This window comes from Streptomyces mesophilus (assembly GCF_040300965.1).
Taxonomy (GTDB): Bacteria; Actinomycetota; Actinomycetes; order Streptomycetales; family Streptomycetaceae; genus Streptomyces; species Streptomyces mesophilus_A.
Genome location: NZ_JBEPEW010000136.1, coordinates 1 through 21,987, shown reverse-complemented (window position 1 = coordinate 21,987; position 21,987 = coordinate 1). Strand labels below are relative to the sequence as shown.

General features: G+C 71.9%; 18 protein-coding genes. 13 read left to right on the top strand and 5 right to left on the bottom strand.

What is annotated here, in order from left to right; all coding sequences use genetic code 11:
- The 4 genes from ABT367_RS33035 to ABT367_RS33020 all read left to right on the top strand — a co-directional run.
- A partial coding sequence (locus ABT367_RS33035) for a hypothetical protein (RefSeq protein WP_352256954.1) occupies positions 1-1,197 on the top strand: 1,197 nt, incomplete at its 5' end.
- A gap of 183 nt (positions 1,198-1,380) precedes the next feature.
- Positions 1,381-2,601, top strand: a complete 1,221-nt coding sequence (locus tag ABT367_RS33030; RefSeq protein ID WP_352256953.1) for an AAA family ATPase — start codon at positions 1,381-1,383, stop codon at positions 2,599-2,601.
- Positions 2,598-3,860, top strand: a complete 1,263-nt coding sequence (locus ABT367_RS33025) for a vWA domain-containing protein (protein ID WP_434975593.1) — start codon at positions 2,598-2,600, stop codon at positions 3,858-3,860. Before ABT367_RS33030 ends, ABT367_RS33025 begins: the two co-directional genes overlap by 4 nt.
- Before the next feature lie 58 nt (positions 3,861-3,918).
- Positions 3,919-4,851: a GNAT family N-acetyltransferase gene (locus tag ABT367_RS33020; protein WP_352256952.1), complete on the top strand. Its 933-nt coding sequence runs from the start codon at positions 3,919-3,921 to the stop codon at positions 4,849-4,851.
- A 34-nt stretch (positions 4,852-4,885) separates the two neighbouring features.
- Here ABT367_RS33020 and ABT367_RS33015 read toward each other — a convergent pair whose 3' ends face one another.
- Both ABT367_RS33015 and ABT367_RS33010 read right to left on the bottom strand, forming a co-directional pair.
- Positions 4,886-6,682 (bottom strand): ABC transporter ATP-binding protein, encoded by a 1,797-nt coding sequence (locus ABT367_RS33015; RefSeq protein ID WP_352256957.1) that lies wholly within the window; start codon positions 6,680-6,682, stop codon positions 4,886-4,888.
- Positions 6,683-6,705: 23 nt separating this feature from the next.
- A complete protein-coding gene (locus ABT367_RS33010; protein WP_352256951.1) occupies positions 6,706-8,466 on the bottom strand; it encodes an ABC transporter ATP-binding protein in 1,761 nt (586 codons plus the stop codon).
- Between the two features lie 264 nt (positions 8,467-8,730).
- Between ABT367_RS33010 and ABT367_RS33005 the strand changes: the two genes are divergently transcribed.
- The 3 genes from ABT367_RS33005 (at position 8,731) to ABT367_RS32995 (ending at position 12,178) form a co-directional block, all read left to right on the top strand.
- Positions 8,731-10,005 carry an amidohydrolase family protein gene (locus ABT367_RS33005; RefSeq protein WP_352256950.1) on the top strand — a complete coding sequence of 425 codons (1,275 nt, stop codon included), beginning with the start codon at positions 8,731-8,733 and terminating at the stop codon, positions 10,003-10,005.
- Positions 10,006-10,124: 119 nt separating this feature from the next.
- On the top strand, positions 10,125-11,456 hold the full coding sequence (locus ABT367_RS33000) for an amidohydrolase (protein ID WP_352256949.1): 1,332 nt from the start codon (positions 10,125-10,127) through the stop codon (positions 11,454-11,456).
- 62 nt (positions 11,457-11,518) lie between these two features.
- Positions 11,519-12,178: a TOPRIM nucleotidyl transferase/hydrolase domain-containing protein gene (locus ABT367_RS32995; protein ID WP_352256948.1), complete on the top strand. Its 660-nt coding sequence runs from the start codon at positions 11,519-11,521 to the stop codon at positions 12,176-12,178.
- Between the two features lie 24 nt (positions 12,179-12,202).
- Here the strand turns inward: ABT367_RS32995 and ABT367_RS32990 are convergent, their stop codons facing one another.
- Complete coding sequence (locus ABT367_RS32990; RefSeq protein WP_352256956.1) at positions 12,203-13,081, bottom strand: endonuclease/exonuclease/phosphatase family protein; 879 nt, start codon at positions 13,079-13,081, stop codon at positions 12,203-12,205.
- Between the two features lie 371 nt (positions 13,082-13,452).
- Between ABT367_RS32990 and ABT367_RS32985 the strand changes: the two genes are divergently transcribed.
- The 6 genes from ABT367_RS32985 to ABT367_RS32960 all read left to right on the top strand — a co-directional run bounded on the left by ABT367_RS32985 (position 13,453) and on the right by ABT367_RS32960 (position 20,877).
- Complete coding sequence (locus ABT367_RS32985) at positions 13,453-14,955, top strand: xanthine dehydrogenase small subunit (protein ID WP_352256955.1); 1,503 nt, start codon at positions 13,453-13,455, stop codon at positions 14,953-14,955.
- Complete coding sequence (xdhB, locus tag ABT367_RS32980; protein ID WP_352256947.1) at positions 14,952-17,321, top strand: xanthine dehydrogenase molybdopterin binding subunit; 2,370 nt, start codon at positions 14,952-14,954, stop codon at positions 17,319-17,321. Before ABT367_RS32985 ends, xdhB begins: the two co-directional genes overlap by 4 nt.
- Before the next feature lies 1 nt (position 17,322).
- Positions 17,323-18,132 (top strand): xanthine dehydrogenase accessory protein XdhC, encoded by an 810-nt coding sequence (gene xdhC, locus ABT367_RS32975; RefSeq protein ID WP_352256946.1) that lies wholly within the window; start codon positions 17,323-17,325, stop codon positions 18,130-18,132.
- A 106-nt stretch (positions 18,133-18,238) separates the two neighbouring features.
- On the top strand, positions 18,239-19,048 hold the full coding sequence (locus ABT367_RS32970) for a class I SAM-dependent methyltransferase (RefSeq protein WP_352256945.1): 810 nt from the start codon (positions 18,239-18,241) through the stop codon (positions 19,046-19,048).
- 424 nt (positions 19,049-19,472) lie between these two features.
- Positions 19,473-20,336, top strand: coding sequence for a MarR family transcriptional regulator (locus ABT367_RS32965; RefSeq protein ID WP_352256944.1), 864 nt, complete (start codon positions 19,473-19,475; stop codon positions 20,334-20,336).
- A gap of 166 nt (positions 20,337-20,502) precedes the next feature.
- The gene (locus ABT367_RS32960; RefSeq protein WP_352256943.1) at positions 20,503-20,877 is read left to right on the top strand and encodes a roadblock/LC7 domain-containing protein; all 375 of its coding nucleotides are present in this window, start codon (positions 20,503-20,505) and stop codon (positions 20,875-20,877) included.
- A gap of 99 nt (positions 20,878-20,976) precedes the next feature.
- Here ABT367_RS32960 and ABT367_RS32955 read toward each other — a convergent pair whose 3' ends face one another.
- Both ABT367_RS32955 and ABT367_RS32950 read right to left on the bottom strand, forming a co-directional pair.
- Complete coding sequence (locus tag ABT367_RS32955) at positions 20,977-21,351, bottom strand: hypothetical protein (protein WP_352256942.1); 375 nt, start codon at positions 21,349-21,351, stop codon at positions 20,977-20,979.
- A gap of 50 nt (positions 21,352-21,401) precedes the next feature.
- Positions 21,402-21,800, bottom strand: a complete 399-nt coding sequence (locus ABT367_RS32950) for a roadblock/LC7 domain-containing protein (RefSeq protein WP_352256941.1) — start codon at positions 21,798-21,800, stop codon at positions 21,402-21,404.
- Between the last annotated feature and the right edge of the window lie 187 nt (positions 21,801-21,987).

Genomic DNA, 21,987 nt, shown 5'->3' with positions numbered 1-21,987 from the left:
GCCGCCGCGCGCGTGGACGTCGATCTCGACCTGCGCCGCCTCGCGTACGCGTACGGGCGTGACGTCGCGCGCCGTGTCCGGGGCGACCTGCGGTACTTCGCGCCCGACCTGCTGCGCTGGCACCTGCCCCGGATCGGCCCGGACGGCCTGCTGCGTCCCGGCGTGACGGTTCCTCTCGCGCGATACGGGACCGGGGACGGCGGCCGCCGGCTCTGCCTGGTCGTGCGGACCCCGCCCGCGTGGGCCGATGCCGGGCAGCGGATCAGCCTGACGCTCTGGGACGGCTCCTTGCCGGACGGCCGGCATCCCCATCCGCGTCCGAGCGCCCGCTTCCGGTTCGATCTGCACCGGCATCTGTGGGACGCCCGCCGGGCGGGGGAGCTGGGGGAGAGGTCCGGTGCCGGGGAGTTGGGCGAGAAGTCCGGCGCCGGGGAGCGCGCAGGTGAGTGGGAACCGCACTGGGCCGTTGACCGCTGGGCCGCCGAGGCGCGGCTCGTGCGCGAGGCCGAGGGGCTCGGCGCGGACGGCCTGGTCGGTGTCCGCGTGGGCGCGGGGCGGCGCCTCGCGGTCGACACCCGTGACGCACGCGTGGTCCGCGCCGAGGGGGTCTTCCCCCTGTTGCCCGATGCCGCCACCTGGGTTCCTCCCGATGTGGAACTCCTGCGTGCCGGGCTGATCGACGGGGACCGGCTGCATCCACTGGTGGCACAGGCCTTGGGCGTACGGGCCGCGCGGCCCGGAGCTCGGGACCGGGAGCGGTCCGGGCGGACCCACCTGGTCGACTGCCGCGGCGCCCGCCATCGCCTCGCACTCGTCGACGGAGTGCTCTCGCCCCTCGACCACGAACCCGCCGAGATCCGACGGGAGTCACTGCTCGCCGCACTCGGCGGGCCCCCGATGCCCTGTCTTCAGGTCATCGACGACGCCCACCGCAACCCCGCATCCCTCACCGGCATCCGCGAACGGCTGACGCACGGCGACTTCACCGGAGCTTTCGACGTGATGGAGAGCCTGCTCGGTCCAGGCGCCCACCTGCGCGACGGCCCGTTGCGCGATGTCCTGGAGACGGCCCTGCGCCGGCGGATCGACCACGGGCTCTACCGGTCCGGGCTCGGACAGCCGGGCCCGCCGGGAACCGAGTACCGCAAGGGGCGCGCAGCCGTGCGCACCCATCCCCGTCAGGCCCTGGCGAGCTGAGCCGGGGCCCACCTGAACGCCGACCCGGACTCCTCCCCGTCCGGCAGCACGCACAGCACACCCACCACCGCACCGCCGCACACACAGCACACACAGCACACCCAACACCGCACCGCAGCAGGCACAGCTCAGCTCAGCACCGCACACCCACCACCGACACACGAAAGGTGATCACACTTGGCCATGAACGCAAGCACCACTCAACTCGACGTAGCAGAGGACCTGTTGGGGCTGCTGCGCGCCACCACCACCGAACCCCGCACCGACGTCCAGCTCGAAGCGCTCACGCTCGCCGTCGCCGCCGATCTGCCCGTGCTGCTCTGGGGTGAGCCGGGCATCGGCAAGACCGCCGCGCTCACGCAGCTCGCCGGGGCGCTCGACCTGCCCCTGACCACCGTGATCGCGAGCGTGCACGAGCCCTCCGACTTCGCCGGGCTGCCCATCGTGGGGGACGACCCCGCGCGGCAGGGCGTGCCGATGGCGCCGCCGGACTGGGCTGTGCGGCTCGTACGGGCGGGCAAGGGCCTGCTGTTCCTCGACGAGCTGTCCACCGCCGCGCCGGCTGTGCAGGCCGCGCTGCTCAGGGTGGTGCTCGAACGGCGCATCGGGGCGCTTCAGTTGCCGCCCGGCGTACGGATCGTGGCCGCCGCCAACCCGCGCTCGTCGGCCGCCGACGGCTGGGAGCTGAGCGCGCCGCTCGCCAACCGGTTCGTGCATCTGCAGTGGGCGCACGAACAGGACGTAGTCGTCCGCGGTCTGGGCGGCACCTGGCCCCGGGCCACCCTGCCCGAGCTCGATCCTCGACGTCTCGCGGAGTCCGTCGACTTCGCCCGCCGCGCCGTGTGCGGACTGCTCGCGGCCCGCGCCGCCCTGGTGCACCAGATGCCCAGCAGCGAGACACGGCGCGGCGGGGCCTGGCCCTCACCGCGCAGCTGGGACATGACCCTGCGTCTGATCGCCTTCGCCACGGCGGCCGGGGCGTCCCGCGAAGTGCTCTCGCTGCTCGTACGGGGGACCGTCGGCGACGGGCCGGGCTTCGAACTCCTCGCCAGTCTGGACCGGATGGACCTGCCGGACCCGGAGCTGCTGCTCGCGGATCCGTCGGCGGCCGAACTGCCCCAGCGCGGGGATCTGCGCCAGGCGGTGCTCGACTCGGTGGTCGCGGCCGTCCGGGCACGGCCGGAGCGGGCGCGCTGGGACGCGGCCTGGGACCTGCTGGTGCGTGCCCTGGAGACCGGGGCGCCCGACCTGGTGATCGTACCCGCCACCACGCTGGCCTCGCTGCGGCGCGAGGACTGGGACGTGCCCGCCGCGATCGAGCAGCTGGCCGGTGCGGTGACCGTGTCCCGCAACGCAGATCAGGCGGCGGCGCGGGTCAAGTCGACGGCGCGGGTGGGACGTTGAGCACGCCGCAGAAGGTGCCACCTCGAGCCCCGGAGACGGCGCCGCTCCCTCTCGACACGGCCAAGCTCTACGCCGCCCGACTCCAAGCCGTGCGCGCCCGCCCGTACTTGGCGACCGCGCTCTTCGCGCTTCACGTGATCGAGTCGCGCCAGGTGCCGACCATGGGCGTCGACCGGCACTGGCGCTGCTACGTGTCGCCCGCTTTCGTGGACCGCACCCCTGTCGAGGACCTCGCCTCGGTGTGGGTCCACGAGGTCTCGCACCTGCTGCGCGACCACCATCGGCGCAGCGACCGGTACGCGCAGCGGCACGGCCTGACCGGCGCGGCCGAGCGGCTGCGGATGAACATCGCGGCGGACTGCGAGATCAACGACGACGCGTTCGGGGACGGGCTCAAGTTCCCCGCAGGGGCGGTGCGGCCGAGCGCGTTGGGGCTCGACAACGGTCAGCTCATGGAGGAGTACCTGAGCCGCTTCCGCCTCAGCCGGTTCACCGAGGCGTACGCCTGGCTCGACTGCGGCAGTGGAGCCGACGGACGGATACGGCCCTGGGACCTGGGGCCCGACGGCGCCCACGGCCTGAGCGAACAGGAGCGGGAACTGGTCCGGTTCCGGGTGGCGCAGGGCATCACCGGCCGGCCGGGGAGCGCGTCCGCCGGGTGGAAGCGATGGGCCGAGGAGGCCTTCCAACCGCCGCAGCCCTGGCGGGAGTTGCTCGGCGCCGCGATCCGCTCGGCCGCGTCCGCGCCCGGTGTCGGCCAGGACTACACCTACGGAAGGCCCGCCCGCCGCTCCGTCAGCCTGCCGGGCATCATCCTGCCCAGCCTGCGCCGCAAGCCGCCGCGCGTGAGCATCGTCATCGACACCTCGGGATCGGTCAGCGACGCGGAACTGGGCGCCGCGCTCATCGAAGTCGCGGCGATCTCCCAGACGTTGGGCGGCCGCCGCGACCTGGTCAGCGTGGTGCCCTGCGACTCCGCGGCGCGCCTGGTCCACCCGCTGTGCCGCGGCGAGGGCATTCCGCTGCTCGGAGGCGGCGGTACGGACCTGCGTGCCGGCTTCGCGAAGGCGCTGCGCAGTCTCCCGCGACCGGACGTGATCGTGGCCCTCACCGACGGCCAGACCCCCTGGCCCAAGGAACGGCCCCCGGCCCGTACGGTGATCGGTCTGTTCCCGCGCGCGCCGCTGTACGACGAGGAGAATCCGGACTACATCCCGGATCCGGTGCCGGACTGGGCGAGGGTCGTGGAGATCGGGTAGCCGGCGGCCCGGCGTAATTCCATTGCGACCTTGTTGAGCGCAGCCCGACAGTGGCCCCATGAAGACAGTGACAGTGCGGCCCGCCACCCTCGACGACGCGGCGGCGGCCGGCGAACTGCTCAACGCAGTGGATGTGGTCGAAGGCGGAAAGGCCGAGACCGACGTCGACGAGATCCTCGCCGAGTGGAAGCACCCCGAGGTCGACCTCACCCGCGACTCCTGGCTGCTCCACGAGGACGGGAAGCTGGTGGGCTACGGCCTGCTGTGGGACGAGTCCGGCGGCGAACGCATCGACATCGACCTCTACATGCTGCCCGGGCGGCCCGACGGCGCGCGCCTGCTCCTCGACCGGATGGAGGCCCGGGCCGCCGAGCGCGCCGCCGAGAACGGCGTCGGCCGGGCGGTCATCCACCAGGGCCTGCACGTGACGACCGCCGTGGACCAGGACGTCCTGCGCGAGCGCGGCTGGCGCACCGTGCGGCGCTACCACGTGATGCACCGCGCGATCTCGCCCACCGCCGACACCATGCCCGAGCCGCTGCCGGGGCTGTGCCTGCGCGCCTGCACGGACGAAGCGGACCGCCGGCAGGCGCATGCCCTGCTGCAGGAGTCGTTCCGCGGCCACTTCGACTTCCAGCCGCGTACGTACGAGCAGTGGCAGCACGACATCGACGCGGAGAACGCCGACTTCTCGCTGATCTGGATCGCCCGGCTCGAAGGCATGGGTGACGTCGCCGCGATGCGCACCCGCAACGACCGCATCACGACCGGCTGGATCAGCAACCTCGGGGTGCTCGCCGAGGCGCGCGGGCGCGGGATCGCCGGCTATCTGCTGCGGTACGCGTTCTGGTACTACGCGGGCCTCGGACGGGAGCGCATCAGCCTGGGCGTCGACACGGACAACAGCTCCAGGGCGCTCTCGCTCTACGAACGCCACGGCATGACGCTGGATGTGGGCGTCGACACCTGGGAGTTGGTCCGGCCGGTCTGAGCTCCGGTTCGGGCGCCCGGTCCGCGGCCGCGCCTCAGGACGCGGACTCCCGCGTGCCCGACCATGCGGCCCAGAGCGTCGCGTACGGTCCGCCCGCGTCCTTGAGCCCCTCGTGCGGACCGGACTCCACGACCCGGCCGTGCTCGAGGACCACGACCCGGTCCGCGGTCGCGGCCTGGGTGAGGCGGTGGGCGACGATCAATGCGGTACGCCCGTCGAGCGCGGCCCGCGCGGACTGTTCGAGCAGCCGGGCGCCCGCGCTCCCCGCCTCCGCGGTCGCCTCGTCCAGGACGGCGATCAGCGGGTCGGCCAACACCAGGCGGGCGAGCGCGAGTTGCTGTGCCTTCGCGGCGTCCAGGCTGTGCGCACCCTCGCCGACCACCGTGTCCAGACCGTCCGGGAGTGCTTCGGCCCAGGTGAGGGCGTCGACCGTGGCGAGTGCCGCGCGCAGCTGCGCTTCGGACGCGTCGGGTTTGGCGAGCCGCAGATCCTCCGCGAGCGTGCCGGCGAACACATGCAGTTCCTGCGATACGAGGACGGCGCCCGGCCTTCCGTTCGCGGCGGCCGGCATCGTGACCTCGCCGCCGGTGGGCGGCTGCACCCCGGCCAGGATGCGGGCCAGCGTGGACTTGCCGGCGCCACTGGTGCCGACCAGCGCGACATGCTCGCCCTCGTGCAGATCGAGGTCGACGTCGTGCAGTACGGGGGAGCCGTCACCGTAGGAGTGCGTGATGCCCCGTACATGCACGAAGGCGTCCGCGCTGCGGCCCGTGGCGGGCCCGTCGGTCTCGACGGGCAGATCGGTGACACCGACGAGCCGGGCCAGGCCGGCGGTCGCCGACTGGGCGTCGTCGAGCAGGACCAGGGCCGCGTTGATGGGGCCGAAGAGATTGTGGAAGTAGAGCGCGGCCGCCGTGGCCGTACCGATCGAGACGGCGTCCTCGCGGACCAGGATCAGACCGGCGAGCAGCACGCCGACCAGGCCGATGTACTCGCCGATGTGCAGCCGTCCGTAGAAACCGAGGACCAGGCGCACCCCGCGCTTGCTGAGTTCGACCGCCGCGCGCGAGCGCTTCTCGACCCGCTGCGTGTGGTCGTCCTCGAGGAGATGACCGCGGACCGTGTCGGCGCCGCCGATGGTCTCGAGCAGCTGCTGCTGCTGTGCTCCGGTGGCGATGCGCTGCTTCGCGTACAGGGGAACGGCCTTGCCGACGTACCAGCGCGCCGTCCATGCCTGCACCGGCACCGCGAGCAGCGCGGCCACCAGGAAGCGCCAGTCGAGCACCGCGAGCGCGATGAGGGTGAGGACGATCGTCAGGGTGGCGCGGGCGAGTTCGGGCAGCGCGGAGCGCACGGCCTCGGACACCCGGGACACGTCTCCCGTGACGCGGGCGGTCAGATCGCCGGAGCCCGCGCGCTCGATACGGTCGGCCGGCAGGGCGAGTGCCCGTTCGACGAACCGTTCCCGCAGCCGGGCGAGCACCGACTCGCCGAGCCGCGCCACCATTCCGAGGCCAAGGGCGGTCGAGGCGCCCTGCACGAGGGCGACGACCACGAGGAGGACGACGGGCAGGGTCAGCACACCCGTCGATACGGTGCCGCCGCGCGTGCCGTCCGCGACGAGGTCGACGATCCGGCCGAGCAGCGGCTGCATGAGCAGACCCACGGCCGTCGCGGCGACCAGGACCAGGGCCGAGCGGATGGCCAGACCCCGGTCGGGGCGCAGGAGTTCCAGGGCCGCGGCGCGGGTGCGCCGGCCGGTCGCGACGGGCAGCAGGTCGGCGGCGGAGGAACGTTCCGTCGTCTCGTCGGTGGCTTCGGTCTGCTGCATGAGCTGCTGTGACGACGTCGTGGTCATCCCAGTACCGCCGTCCGGTAGAGAGCGCTGCGTTGGACAAGTTCTTCGTGGCGGGCCTCTTCGGCGAGCCGCCCGCCGTCGATCAGGACGACGCGGTCGGCGACGGCGAGGAGCGCCGGGCTGCTGGTGACCAGGACGGTCGTACGGCCACGGCGCACCTCGCGGATGCCGGAGGCGATACGGGCCTCGGTGGCGGCGTCGATCGCGGTGGTCGGGTCGTGTACGACGAGCACCTCGCGGTCGGCGGCGAGCGCACGGGCGAGCGCCACCCTCTGGCGCTGGCCGCCGGAGAGGCAGCGGCCGCGTTCGCCGACCGGTGCGGCCATGCCGCCGGGTACGGACGCGGCCACTTCGTCGGCCGCGGCGGCGGTCGTCGCCGCCTCGTGGGCGGTGGCTCCCGCGGCGGTGATGTTCTCCGCGATCGACCCGGTGAACAGGTCTGCCGCGTGTTCGGCGACGAGGATCCGCGAGCGCAGAGCACGCGGCGAGAGATCGGTGAAGGGGACGCCGTCCAGGGCGAGCCGGCCCGCGTCCGGGTCGGTGCGGCGGGCCAGACAGCGCACCAGGGTGTCGGCGTGGGCGGGGTCGGTGACGACGACGCCGAGGAACTCGCCCGGGGAGACGGCGAATTCGAGGCCCCGCAGCCCCTCGTGGGTGAGGGCGGAGAGGTGAAGGGCGGGCGGTGCCCCGTCGGCGGGGGCGGCCGGAGCGGGGAGCTTGCGGGCTTCGCCCTCGTCGTCGGCGTCCTCGGCGTCCTCGTTTCGGGGTGCGGCCTCGGAGTTCGCTATGCCTCCCGGTGCCGAAAGGACCTCTCCCACCCGCTCCGCCGAAGCCCGCGACCGCGCCACATCGGCGGCCACCCAGGCCACCGTGTGCAGCGGGCCGGGCAGGAACAGGGCAAGGCCGACGGCCGCGACCAGTTCGCCGAGCCCGATGGCGTCAGTGAGGACCAGATGGCCGCCCACTAGCGCGACCAGAGCGATGAACACACCCGTGAGGGTCTGCATCATCCCGGTCTGCACCGCCTCGGCCCGCGCCGCCCGCACCGTCGCGTCCAGCGCGGCACGGCTGGTGCGCCTATACCGGTCCGAGGCGGCGCGCTGTGCACCGAGGCCCTGCAGCACGCGTACCCCTGCGACCAGATCGGCCGCGACGCCCGAGGCGTGGGCGGCCCGCTCCTGTTCCGCGTGACTGCGGTGCTCGAGCGGGCGCGCGAGCAGCTGTCCGAGCCCCATCAGGACCGGAGTGCCGAGCAGGATCAGCAGGCCGAGCGGTACGGAGGCGCGCAGCAGCAGCACCGCCCCGGCCGCGAGACCGATCACCGCGCCGAAGCCGATCGGCAGCGCGAACGTCACCCCGCCGGCCCGCCGTGCGTCCTCCGTGGTCACGGAGACGAGGGCGCCGGGCGGGCGGCCGCGCTCGGCCCCTCCGTACGGATCGAGGACGCGGCGGATCAGCCGCATCCGCAGCGTGTGACCGGCGTGCTCCTTGGCGTACTCGGCCGCGCGGGCGCCGAGCTGGAAGCCGCCGGAGAGAAAGACGTAGACGACCGCGAGGATCAGTGCCCAGCGCGCGAACGAGGCGAGGTCGGGGCGGACGATCGCCCGGTCCACCATGAACCCGATCAGTACGGGGATCAGCGCCTCACCGATCTGGTGCGAGGCATTGAGCGCACAGGCCGCGAGCACCCGCCGTCGCTCACCCTTGAGCACGGTGCGCAGGACTTCACGCCCGTCATGCCGCGCGGCGTCCCGCATGTCTCTCTCCCCACCAGGCCGTTGCATAAGCCAGGTAAGGCTAACTTGACCGGCCCGCAAGGGGGAGACCGGACCGGCGCACGGTGCTCTGTCGACCGAACCCGCATGGTTTGTATACCAACGCCCGGGCGACATGGGCCGCGCTTCGGGCGGATGTGCAGCTCTGATGAGGATTCCGATGCTTCCGGGTTACACCCTTGATCGCGTTCTTCAATTTGGTATACAAAAATCGAGTCGCGTCCCCGACCCTCTCAGGAGCCCTCGATGTGCGTGGAAGACGCCCCGCCGCCCTCAAGCCGGATGACCCGCCGCGGGGTGCTCGCCGCGGCCGCCGCCCTCGCCGGAACCGCGGCGGCGGTGACACCGGCCCAGGCCGCTTCGGCTGCTGCACCCTCCCGGCGTGGGGCGAAGGGCGCCGATCTCGTCGTCGAAGGCGGCACCCTGCTCGACCCGGCCACGGGTGAGGTCACCGAGGATGCCGTGGTCGTCATCGTGAACGGTGTCGTGCGCGCGGCCGGTGCCCGCCGCGGTATCGCCGTGCCCCAGGGCGTCGAGGTCGTCGACGCGCACGGGAAGTGGATCCTGCCGGGACTCGTCGACGCCCATATCCACCTCAACACCGCCACCGAGGCCCTCGACGCCGTACGGCAGGGCGCGACGAGCGCCCGCAGCGGTTCGACGAACTTCTACCAGGACATCGCGGTACGGGAACTCGCGCGCCAGTCTCCCGCCCTCGCGCCCCGCCTCGAAGCGGCCGGTGTCTTCGTCACCCCCGACCTCGGCGACACGATCCTCGCCGACCCGGACCTCACCGAGCTCGCCCGCCTCGAGGACGGTGTGCGCTCGGCCGAGGCGCTGCGCCGCGTCGTCGAGGTGAACCTCGCCCGCGGCGTCGACTGGGTCAAGACGCGGGTGAACGAGCGCGCCGGTCTGCCCGAGCAGGACCCGCTCGCCCAGGTCTACTCGTACGGACAACTGCGGGAGATCGTGACCGCGGCGCGCCGCGGCGGCAAGGGCGTGCTCTGCCACAGCTACGCCGAGCAGGGCTGCCACGACGCGGTGACCGCGGGCATCCGCTCCCTGGAACACGGGGTGTTCGTCGGCGAGCGCACCCTCGTGGAAATGCGCCGCAGGGGTACGTACTTCACGCCCACCCTCTCCGCGATCGCGGGCCTGGCGGAGTCGTCCGATCCAGTGCTCGCCGAGCGTGGCCGCACCTATCTGCCGGTCCTCGAGCGGGCCGTGCTCGCCGCGCATGAGCGGGGTGTGCCGCTGGCCGCCGGCACCGACTCCTCAGGCGGCAGGGTGAAGCCCATCGGCCGCGAGATCGAGCTGATGCACTCCGCGGGCCTGTCCTCGCTCGACGCGATCCGCACGGCCACGACCGGCGCGGCCCGGCTGCTCGGGCTCGAACGCACGGTGGGCCGGCTCGCGCGCGGCTTCGCCGGCGACGTGGTGATCGCCGACGGCGATCCGCTGGCCGACGTGACGGTCCTCAAGCGCCCGGCCCGGGTGATACGGGCGGGCGTCGCGCTCTGAGCACTCGTCCCTGAACCACCGGTTGGTCGTCCCTGCACGCCGGTGGTCCCTGCCCACCGCTCGTCGCTGCCCCCGATTGTCCCCGAACCCTCAGTGCACCTCTCGACTCAAGGAGTCCGATGACCCCCTCGCCCAACGCCTCCGTCTCGCGTCGCAACGTCCTCGCCGGCGCGGCCGCACTCGCCGGGTCCGCCACAGTGGCCGGGGCCGCCGTACCCGCCCAGGCCGCCGAGCGCTCCGGTCGCCAGGACGGACACGGCAGCCACGACGGCAAGGCAGTGGTCTTCCGCGACGTGCGGCCGTTCGGCACCGGTAAGGCCGTCGACCTCGTCGTGGAGAACGGCAAGATCTCCGACCGTCCCGCGCCGCGCGGCGCCAAGGTCGTCGAGGGCCGGGGCCGCGCCGTACTGCCCTCGCTGGTGGACGCGCATATCCACCCGGACAAGACGACCTGGGGCGGCTCGTGGGTCACGCGCAAGCCGGCGAGCGGGATAGCCGACTATGTCGCGCAGGACGTGGAGCTGTTCAACAGTCAGACCCGTTCCGTCGCCGAGCGCGCGTACGGGCTGATGAGCCACGCCGTGACCCGTGGCACCCGGGGCATGCGCGCCCACGCCGATGTCGCTCCCGCCTATGACCTCGCGGGCGTCGAAGGGCTCCAGGCCGCGCGTGAGCGCCTGAAGCACGCGCTCGACGTGCAGATCGTCGGCTTCCCGCAGCACGGAGTGATCCGCACCCCCGGCACCGTCGAACTTCTGGAGGAGGCCGCCCGCACCGGCGCCGTCGACTTCATCGGCGGCATCGACCCGGGCGGCTTCGACCAGGCGCCCGTGGCACAGCTCGACGCGCTGTTCGGCATCGCGGACCGGCACGGCGTCGGCCTCGACATCCACCTCCACGACCGCGGCGAGAAGGGCCTCGCGGCACTGCGCGGCATCATCGAGCGCACCCGCTCCCTCTCCCTGCACGACAAGGTCACCGTCAGCCACGTCTTCTGTCTGCCGGAGCTCGACGACCGTGAACTGGGCGTGTTCGGCGAGCAGTTGGGTGAGCTCGGCATCTCCCTGACGACCGTGGCCCCGTCCGCCGACCTGATCCTGCCGATCGCCAAGCTGCGCGAGTACGGCGTGCCGGTCGGCCTCGGATCGGACGGCATCCGGGACTCGTGGAGCCCGTTCGGCAACGCGGACATGTTCGACCGCGCCCACAAGATGGGCTGGGTCACCGATGTACGCCTCGACGAGGAACTGACCGCGTGCTTCACCGCGGCCGCCGACGGCGGCGCGGACGTCATGGGTCTGGCGCACGCCGACCTCGCCCCGGGCGCCCCTGCCGACTTCGTCGTGCTGCGCGCCGAGTGCGTCCCCCAGGTCGTCGTCGACGCCCCGGCCCGTGACCTCGTCGTGCACGGCGGCGTGATCGTGGCGCGGGACGGGGAACTGGTCCGCTGACGCCCGGCCCGCGCTCGTAATTGCCTTGCCCTCCTCGGTGATCGCCCTGCGAGACTGACCCCATGGACGACATGGGGAAGTTCCGCCGGGCGGTCACCGAGTGGGCCGCGCGGCGGGCGGGGGCGGCGCAGTCCGCTGTGGAGGCCGGGGAGTTGGCCGCCCGGATCGGTCTGCGCTCGGTCGTCCTGGTCGAGGGGGACAGCGATCTGCGCGCCCTCGACACCCTCGCGGCCCGTCGCGGCCGGGACCTCGCGGCCGAGGCCGTCGCGGTTCTCCCCCTCGGGGGCGCGACGAACATCGGCCACTTCCTCTCCGTGTGCGGCCCCAAGGGCCTGGGGGTCACCCCGGTCGGCCTGTGCGACGTGGGCGAGATGGGGCACTTCCAACGGGCCCTGGAACGCGAGGGGTTCGGCACCGCGCACACCCGGGACGAGCTGGAATCCCTCGGCTTCTACCTCTGCGACGCAGATCTCGAGGACGAGCTGATCCGGGCGCTCGGGCCCGCCGGCGTCGAGCAGGTCATCGCGTCCGAGGACGAGTTGCGGCCCTTCCGCACCTTCCAGAACCAGCCCTTCCAGCGCGAGCGGACCCTGGAGCAGCAGCTGCGCCGCTTCATGGGCACCCACAGCGGCCGCAAGGCGCAGTACGCGCAGGCCATGGTGGAGTCGCTCGACCTCGACCGGACCCCGCGCCCCCTGGAGCGGCTGCTCGCGCGGGTGTAGGGGCTGAGCTCTCGCCGTGCCGGGCTACTCCGCGGTCCTCGTCGTGTGCGGCCGTGCCAGGTCCAGATCGGTGTGCACCAGGTTGTGGTCCGAGTACTCGGAGAGATGCACGCCCTGGTCGAGCGGTGCGATGCCCCGTACGAAGGTGTAGTCGAACTTGCTCATCCAGTCCGTGGTCGGCTCGCAGGCGCCACCGCCGGAGGCGGACGGGTGGCACTGCGGATCCCCGTCCTCGGCCAGCGCCCACATCTCGCGCAGCTCGGGGGTGGTCGGCTCGGCGTTGAAGTCGCCCAGCACGATGGCGCGTTCGTGCGGGGCGACGGCGGCCGCGAGCACACGGGCCTGCAGCGCCCGCACCTCCGCCTGCTGCCGCTGGGCGAGATGCGTGGCGAAGACGCGGACCGGCCTGCCGTCCACTTCGGTGGTGACGGCCATGTATCCGCGGTCCTCGGAACCGCCCTCGGGGTACTCCACCTGCACACGGTCCGTCATCGGCGCCGCCGACAGGACCGCCTGACCGTACCCTCCGGGGTTCCAGGGAACTCCGCCGCAGCGGTTCCAGCTGGTCAGGACCGACCCGTACTCGACGTGGTACACCAGCCCGTGCAGGTTCTCGAGGTGGTCCCGGATCGCCTCGACATCCCGTACGCAGGCCTCCTGCAACGCGATGACCTGGGGCGCGAACTCGGCGATCTCGGCGGCGCGGCCGACGTTGAACCCGCTGTCGTTGCAGGGATTGCAGATGTTCCAGGTCATGACGCGGTTCGGCACGACGTCCCGGACGGCGTCGGGAGGCAGCGGCCTGGCGGCGAGTGCACCGCCGGGTGCGCTGGGTCCGACGAGCGCCACGCACGTGACGACAACGGCTCCCGCGAGCCACCGCGCGCCTGTTCCGACCACCATCGCCTCCCCGGGCGGAGACACTCGTCTCCTCCTGTCGAGGTTATGCGACGGGTAGGACGTTTTGCGACGGGCCGGCCCTTGACCCGTGCGGCCCACACCTACTACTTTCCGTTGCTCACTGACCTGTGAGCAACGGAAAGGAGGCGACCCGCCGATGAACACCTGCTCCGGTCTCGGTCGCCTCGCCCAGTACTTCGGCTGGGTTCCGGGTCAGATCGCCCACGGCTGCTGACCAGCCGTTCATTCCACCGCCCAGCATGGCGCGCACGCCTGCCGCTCCGCGCCCGCTTCTCATGGACGGGCCGCCGTACGCCCTCTTCTCGTACGTGGGGCGTCCGCTCACAGATCACTCCCTGGAATTGGCGAACTCGATGATGCGACCGACCATCACGGTCAACGGGAAAGAAACACCGCTCGCACCGGCCGCACCCCACACCACCGCGCTCGACTTCCTGCGCGAGCGGGGCCTGACGGGCACGAAGGAGGGCTGCGCGGAAGGCGAGTGCGGCGCCTGTTCGGTGCTCGTGGCCCGGCCCGGCGTGGACAGGCCGACCGACTGGGTGGCGGTCAACGCCTGCCTTGTCCCGGCCGCGGCGCTCGACGGCCAGGAGGTCATCACCTCCGAAGGACTCGCGACCGCGGGCGAAGCCGGCACGGCGCCCGCCCTGCACCCCGTGCAGGAGGAGATGGCGGTCCGCGGCGGATCCCAGTGCGGCTACTGCACCCCCGGATTCGTCTGCAGCATGGCGGCCGAGTACTACCGGCCCGACCGCTGCGAGCACCCCGCCGGAGTGGGCGACACCGCGCATTCCGTGAGCGGGGCCGACGCCGAGCACGGGCCCAACGGATTCGACCTGCACGCCCTGAGCGGCAACCTCTGCCGCTGCACCGGCTACCGGCCGATCCGCGACGCCGCGTACGCCGTCGGCGCACCCGCCGAGGAGGACCCCCTCGCGCAGCGCCGCGACCAGGCACCGCCCGCTGCGGTCGCCACCCAGTACACGCAGGACGAGAAGGCTTTCGTACGGAGGAACACCCTGGCCGAGACGCTGCGGTTGCTGCGCGAGCGGCCGGACGCCGTGGTGGTCGCCGGCTCCACCGACTGGGGCGTCGAGGTGAACATCCGCTCCCGCAGGGCGGATTGCGTCATCGCCGTCGACCGGCTGCCCGAACTGCGCGAGCTGCGCGTCGAATCGGAGCACATCGAGATCGGCGCGGCCCTCACCCTCACCGAGATCGAGCGCAGGCTCGACGGCCGGGTGCCGCTGCTCGCCGAGCTGTTCCCGCAGTTCGCCTCGCGCCTGATCCGCAACGGCGCGACCCTCGGCGGCAACCTGGGGACCGGATCGCCGATCGGTGACAGTCCGCCGGTGCTGCTCGCACTCGAGGCGAGCCTGCTGCTCGCCGACGCCGACGGTGAGCGCGAGGTTCCGCTGGCCGAGTACTTCACGGGCTACCGGCAGAGCGTGCGCCGCCCCGGCGAGCTGATCCGCGCGGTCCGCGTTCCGCTGCCGTTGTCGCCCGTCACGGGCTTCCACAAGATCGCCAAGCGGCGTTTCGACGATATCTCCAGCGTCGCGGCCGCCTTCGCCCTCGATATCGAGGACGGTGTCGTCCGCACGGCACGCATCGGTCTCGGGGGAGTGGCCGCCACTCCGATCCGGGCGCTCGCCACCGAGGCGGCCCTGGAAGGCAGGCCGTGGTCGGCCGAGACCGTGGAGGCCGCCGCCCGCGTGCTGCGGGGCGAGGGCACACCGATGGACGACCACCGGGCCAGCTCCCTCTACCGCAGCGCGATGCTCGGCCAGAGCCTGAAGAAGCTGTACGCACAGAACACCGGGGACGCACAGACCACCGAGGCGGTTTCCGCATGAGCCAGCTGTCCGAACGTCCCGAGAACTCCGTCGTCGGGGTCTCGATGCCGCACGAGAGCGCCTACCAGCACGTCACCGGCACCGCGCTCTACACCGACGACCTGGTGCACCGCACCAAGGACGTGCTGCACGCCTATCCCGTACAGGTCATGAAAACCCACGGCCGGATCAGCGCCCTGCGCACCTCGCGCGCCCTCGAAGTGCCGGGTGTCGTACGAGTGCTGACCGGCGCGGACGTGCCCGGCGTCAACGACGCCGGTATGAAGCACGACGAACCGCTCTTCCCCGACGAGGTCATGTTCCACGGCCACGCCGTCGCCTGGGTGCTCGGCGAGACCCTGGAGGCGGCACGGCTCGGCGCGGCGGCCGTCGAGGTGGAGCTCGACGAACTTCCTTCCGTGATCACGCTGGAGGAGGCCATCGCCTCCGAGAGCTTCCACGGCGCACGGCCCGTGATGGTGACCGGCGACGTCGACGCGGGTTTCGCGGACTCCGCGCATGTGTTCAGCGGAGAGTTCCAGTTCTCCGACCAGGAGCACTTCTACCTGGAGACGCACGCGGCACTCGCCCAGGTGGACGAGTCCGGGCAGATCTTCGTCCAGAGCAGCACCCAACACCCTTCGGAGACCCAGGAGATCGTGGCGCATGTGCTCGGTCTGCACTCCCACGAGGTGACCGTGCAGTGCCTGCGGATGGGCGGCGGCTTCGGCGGCAAGGAGATGCAGCCGCACGGCTTCGCGGCCGTCGCCGCACTCGGCGCCAAGCTCACCGGGCGCCCGGTCCGGCTGCGCCTCAACCGCACCCAGGACCTCACCATGTCCGGCAAGCGGCACGGCTTCCACGCCCAGTGGAAGATCGGTTTCGATACGGAAGGCCGCATCCAGGCCCTCGACGCCACCCTGACCTCCGACGGCGGCTGGAGCCTCGACCTGTCCGAACCGGTCACGGCCCGCGCGCTCTGCCATATCGACAACACGTACTGGATCCCCAACGCCCGCGTCGCCGGCCGGATCGCGAAGACCCACAAGGTCTCCAACACCGCGTTCCGCGGCTTCGGCGGACCCCAGGGCATGCTCGTGATCGAGGACATCATGGGCCGCTGCGCCCCGCTGCTCGGCCTCGACCCTGTGGAGCTGCGCGAGCGGAACTTCTACCGGCCGGGCCAGGGCCAGACCACCCCGTACGGGCAGCTGGTCACGCACCCGGAGCGGATCGCCGCGGTCTGGGACAAGGTCAAGGAGGACGCCGGTTTCGAGGAGCGCCGACGCGGGATCGCCGCGTTCAACTCCGCGCACCCGCACACCAAGCGGGGCCTGGCGATCACCGGCGTCAAGTTCGGCATCTCCTTCAACCTCACCGCCTTCAACCAGGGCGGCGCGCTGGTCCTGATCTACAAGGACGGCTCCGTCCTGATCAACCACGGCGGCACCGAGATGGGCCAGGGTCTGCACACCAAGATGCTGCAGGTGGCCGCGACCACGCTAGGCATCCCGCTGCACAAGGTCCGCCTCGCCCCGACGCGTACCGACAAGGTGCCCAACACCTCGGCCACCGCGGCCAGTTCGGGTGCCGACCTGAACGGCGCGGCGGTGAAGAACGCCTGCGAGCAGCTGCGGGAGCGACTGCTGCAGGTCGCCGCTTCCCAGCTGGGGTCGAACGCCTCGGACGTACGGATCGTCGAAGGCGTCGCCCGCACCCTGGGCGGCGACAAGGAGCTGGCCTGGGACGACCTGGTGCGCACCGCGTACTTCCAGCGGGTGCAGCTGTCCGCGGCCGGTTTCTACCGGACCGAGGGGCTGCACTGGGACGCGAAGGCGTTCCAGGGCTCGCCGTTCAAGTACTTCTCCTACGGCGCCGCTGCGGCCGAGGTGGAGGTGGACGGGTTCACGGGCGCGTACCGGATCCGGCGCGTGGACATCGTGCACGACGTCGGCGACAGCCTCTCGCCGATGATCGACATCGGTCAGGTCGAGGGCGGGTTCGTGCAGGGCGCGGGCTGGCTGACCCTGGAGGACATGCGCTGGGATGCCACGGACGGCCCGGGTCGCGGCCGGCTGCTGACCCAGGCGGCGAGTACGTACAAGCTGCCGAGCTTCTCCGAGATGCCCGAGGAGTTCCATGTGACCCTCCTGGAGAACGCCACCGAGGAGGGCGCGGTCTACGGGTCCAAGGCGGTCGGTGAACCTCCGCTGATGCTGGCGTTCTCGGTCCGTGAGGCGCTGCGGCAGGCCGCCGCCGCGTTCGGCCCTGCCGGGGCCGAGGTGGAACTGGCCTCGCCCGCGACACCGGAGGCCGTGTACTGGGCGATCGAGTCCGCCCGCCTCAGCGGGTCCCCGCTCGACGACGAAGTGCTGACCGGTGCCTGACATGACGTGGATCGCCGCGGTCACACGGTTGCGCGAACGCCGGGAGCCCGGCGTGCTCGTGACGGTGGCGACCGTGCGCGGCCACGCCCCGCGCGAGGCCGGCGCGAAGCTCGTGGTGGGGGAGCGCGGCGCCTGGGGCTCGATCGGCGGCGGCAACGTCGAGGCCGTATCGATCGACCGGGCGAGGGAGTTGATCGCGGCGCGAGCGGCGGAACCCGAGCTGATGGACTTCGCGCTCAACGACAAGGTCACCAACCGGCACGGAGTGCAGTGCTGCGGCGGCACCGTCCAGGTGCTGCTCGAACCGCTGCCGGTGGTACGGGCGGTGGCGGTGTTCGGCGTCGGCCATGTCGGCCTGGAGCTCGCGCGCATCCTGGCCCGCCAGGACATCGACCTGCACCTGATCGACAGCCGCGCCGACCTGCTCGGAGAGGAGCGGCTCGGCGTCCTGGCGGACTCGGTGGCGCAGGTACGGGTGCATCACACCCCGCTGCTGCCCGAGGAAGTGCTCGCACAACTGCCGCACGGCACCCATGTGCTGATCATGACCCATGACCATGCCGAGGATGCCGCGCTGTGCGACGCCGCGCTGCGGACCGGGCATCTCGGCTCCGTCGGCCTCATCGGCTCGGCGGCCAAGTGGGCCCGGTTCCGCAAGCGTCTGTCCACCGAAGGCGGTCACGACGACGCCGCCATCGACCGGATCAAGACCCCGATCGGCCTCGCCGACATCGGCGGGAAGGACCCGGCGACCATCGCCGTGAGCGTGGCGGCCGATCTGCTGCGCACCTTCGAAGCCGGGGGCGACTGATACAAGAGGGCCCCGCGCCAAGGCCGTTGCGACCGCGCGGGGCCCTCTTCGCCTACGTATTTCCGCTGATGTACGGGAAGTCCGACCGGTCCTAGTGTCACCGTTCATGACCACCAAACTCCCCCTGGAGGGGATCAAGGCAAAACAGCAGAAGACGTGGGCCAGCGGCGACTACGGCGCCATCGCCGCGCTGATCCACCCCATGGCCGAACGGCTCGTCCAGTCGGCCGACCTGTCCCACGGCAACCGGGTACTCGACGTGGCCTCCGGCACCGGCAACGCCGCCCTGGCGGCGGCCCGTTGCGGCTGCACCGTGACGGCCACCGACTACGTGCCCGAGCTGCTCGAGCGTGCCGCCGACCGCGCGCGGGCCGAAGGACTCCCGCTCACCGTCGAGGAGGCGGACGCCGAGGCGCTGCCCTATCCGGACGACACCTTCGACGCGGTGCTCTCGGTGGTCGGCGTGATGTTCGCACCGCACCAGGAGGCGGCCGCCGCCGAACTGGCCCGGGTCTGCCGTCCCGGCGGAAAGATCGTCCTTGCCAACTGGACCCCGGACGGGTTCATCGGGCGGCTCTTCAAGACCATCGGCCGCCATGTGCCGCCACCGCCGGGCATCCAGCCGCCGCCGCTGTGGGGCGACGAGAACCGGCTGCGCGAGCTCCTCGGCGACCGCGTCACCGAACTGGCCCTCACACCAAGGGACATGGTGTTCCGGTTCGACTCGGCCGGCGGCCTCACCGACCGCTTCAAGGACAAGTACGGACCCACTCTCAAGGCGTTCGAAGCGCTCGGCGAGAACGGCAAGGCGCTCTACGAGGACATGGTGGCGCTGGCCGAGGAGCACAACACGGCCACCGACGGCACCCTGAAGGTGCCGGCCCGCTACGTGGAGGTCATCGCCCTCGTGGCGTGACGGTAGCCGCAGGGCCGGCGCGACCGGCCACGTAGAAGCAGGGAGCCGGCCGCGCGGCAGCAGGGAACTGGCCGAGCGGAAGCAGGGAACCGGCTGCGCGGAAGCAGGGAACTGGCGCAGGGCACTCGCCCTGCGCCAGTCCCCTGCTCCGACTCCTGCGCGGCCATGACGGGGCGCGTCGACACCGGAGCGCGGAACTCGGTCGTAAGAGAACGCCGACGGGCAGGCGAATTCTCTTTCCATCACCTTGCGCCGACGCCTTTTGGGCGACGGCACTCGACTGATAGAAAGTTCCCTCCGGTTTCGCCGACGTGCCGTCGGCGAAATAATGCGCCGCACGGTGCGGTCTTACGGACGGTGCTGAACGCCCGCATTCCTCCGGAGAATTCGATGCCGCCCGCCGGTTCACTTGGCAAGGGGAGCAATGACTGCCGCCCACGATGCATACGGCCCGGGCGCACTCGACGCTCTGGCCCGCGCACTGGGAGCGTACGAGAGGGACCGGTTCACCGGCACCGTACGGGTGTCGGGCCGGCCCGGCGGTGTGCTCGGTCTGCGGCGCGGCCTGGTGCTGAGCGCCCGCAGCCCCGGCGCCCCCGATGTGGAGACCCGGCTGCTGCGCTCCGGTCGCGTGGCCCAAGGCCGCATCGAAGCGGCCGAGCTGCGGATGCTGCACATGAGGGTGCTCTACGACGCCGTCTTCGCCATGGCCGTCGGTCAGGTGGCCGGGTGCGTGGCCGAGCCCGTGCGAGCTGCGTCCGCGCCGCCCGGACCGGGGCACTGCCCGTCCGCCCTGGTGCGCGAAACGGCCCGCAGACTGGCCGCGCTCGAGCGACTGCCCGGCGCTGTCGAACCCTGTCGGGAGCCGTTGCTCGCCGTCCCCATGGCCGCCGGGAGCGAGGCGTCCCGCCCTGGCGCGGGCCGGGAGATCCTCGCGCTGGCCGACGGCCGGCGCACGGCGCGGGACATCGCGTTCCGGACTGGCCGAGGGCTCTACACGATCACCGTCGAAGCCAACCTGCTGCTCGGCCGGGGGCTGATCATCCGGGTGCCGCAGGGCGGGTCCACCCCGGGACCAGGGGCCCCAGACCTGGCCGAGCCGCTGCTGCGCCGACGCCGGGACCGTCCCGGTGCCCAGCCGCCGGGACGCGTCGCCACAGCGGATCTGCCGCGCCGCATCCCGGGCGCGAGCGGCAGGACGAGAACGCTCGCCGAGGAGCATTCCGCGACGAGTCGGCAGGGGATTCTCCGGCGTACCGGCAGAACCGGCATCGACGGTGCAGGGTGAGGAATGTGCCTCGACGATCCAGGATGAGGAATTGGCCTCGACGGTCCAGCACGAGGAATTTGCCTCGACGGTCCAAGGCGAGGAATTGGCCTAGATGATCGAGGATTTGGCGCGCGCCCGAAAGAGACCGGAAACAACCCGCCGCAATGCAAGTGGGGTTCACCGCATGGATCAGAAGAAGCTGGCCGATGAGATGCGTCAGATAAGAGAGGAGCTGGCCGGAATTACCGATACGGCGGTGGCCGCCGTCGACGGACTGCTCATAGCGGCCGACACCGGCCGCAGGATCGACGCGGAGGGGCTGGCCGCTCTCGCCGCCGCGGGCCTGGGCCTCGCGCAGCGCACCGTGGCGGCCACCGAGCGAGGCGAGTTGCGCCGCATGGTGACCCACGGCAGTCAAGGCTGCGCCGCCGTGTACCCGGTGGGAGAGATCGCGCTGCTCGTGGTCCTCGGTGACGAGGGCCTGGATGTCGATCTGCTGCACGAGGAGTTCCCGCCGATCCTCGACAGGATCGCCTCGATCCTGACGGAGGAGGCCTGACGGCAGCGCGGTGCGAGTGAGCACCGAGGGGCGGCGCCGCACCTGAAGTGCGGCACCGCCTTTGCCCGTCCGGTCACCTCGGGCGTCCGGTCACCTTGCTCAGACGTCCAGTTCGCCTTCGATGCGCTTGAGCTGGTGGCGGGCCATCGCGAGATTGGCCCGGTCCTTGTCCAGGGCCAGATAGAGGAACAGGCCACTGTTGTTACGGGACTTGAGCAGCCGGATCAGGTGGTACTGACCGCCCAGAGTGATCAGGATGTCCTCGATCTCTTCCTTGAGGCCGAGCATCTCCATGGTGCGCACCTTGGCGCGGACCACATCCGTGTTGCCGGCCGCCGCGACGGACAGATCGAGTTCCTTGTTGCCGCCGAGGGTGCCGAGCGCCATGCCGCTGCTGTAGTCGACCAGGGCCGCGCCCAGAGCGCCTTCGATCCCTGTCATCGCTTCCTTGAGGGCCGTCTCGGTGTTGATCATCGGAGCTGCACTTCCTTTGCGTCGGTTCGGGGTTCGGGGATTGGGTGCGTTCATGGGCAGGTCTTCTCCAGTCGTTCGGGCGCGCCGTCGAGGAGTTCGGCGATCCGTGCGCCGGACCAGCCGGCCTCGAGGCGGAGCCGGCCGATATTGGTGCTTGACTCGGTCGCGAGCATCAGGAGGGCCGAGTCGCCCGCCGTGCACGCGGCCAGCCAGCCGTCCGCGCCGCGGATCAGGAACTCCCGCACATCGCCCAGCGCGGCCGCCTCGGCGACGCGACGGGCCGCCGTGAGGGCGTCGGCGGTACGAGTCCCGGCACGCGGGGCGTCCCCGCCGCCGAAGTCCTCGGCCAGCACCTTTCCGTCGGAGCCGACGACAAGAGACCCGGTGAGCTGTGGCACGGCGGCGCGCAGCCGCCCCAGCTCACCCCTCAACTCGGCCTGTGCCGCCATCACTTGGTTCCTCTCGGCTCGGCGTCGCGAGATGCGTCTCATGGCGGCGCCCCGGACACGGGGAGTCGCGGATTCACAGGCAGGCCTCCAAGCCGTCGCGTACGCGCTGCAGCAGAGCGATGTCGGGCGCGGCGAACCCGTCAGGGGCCCGGCTGCGCGCGGCGGGCGAGCGGCCCGTACGCGCGGG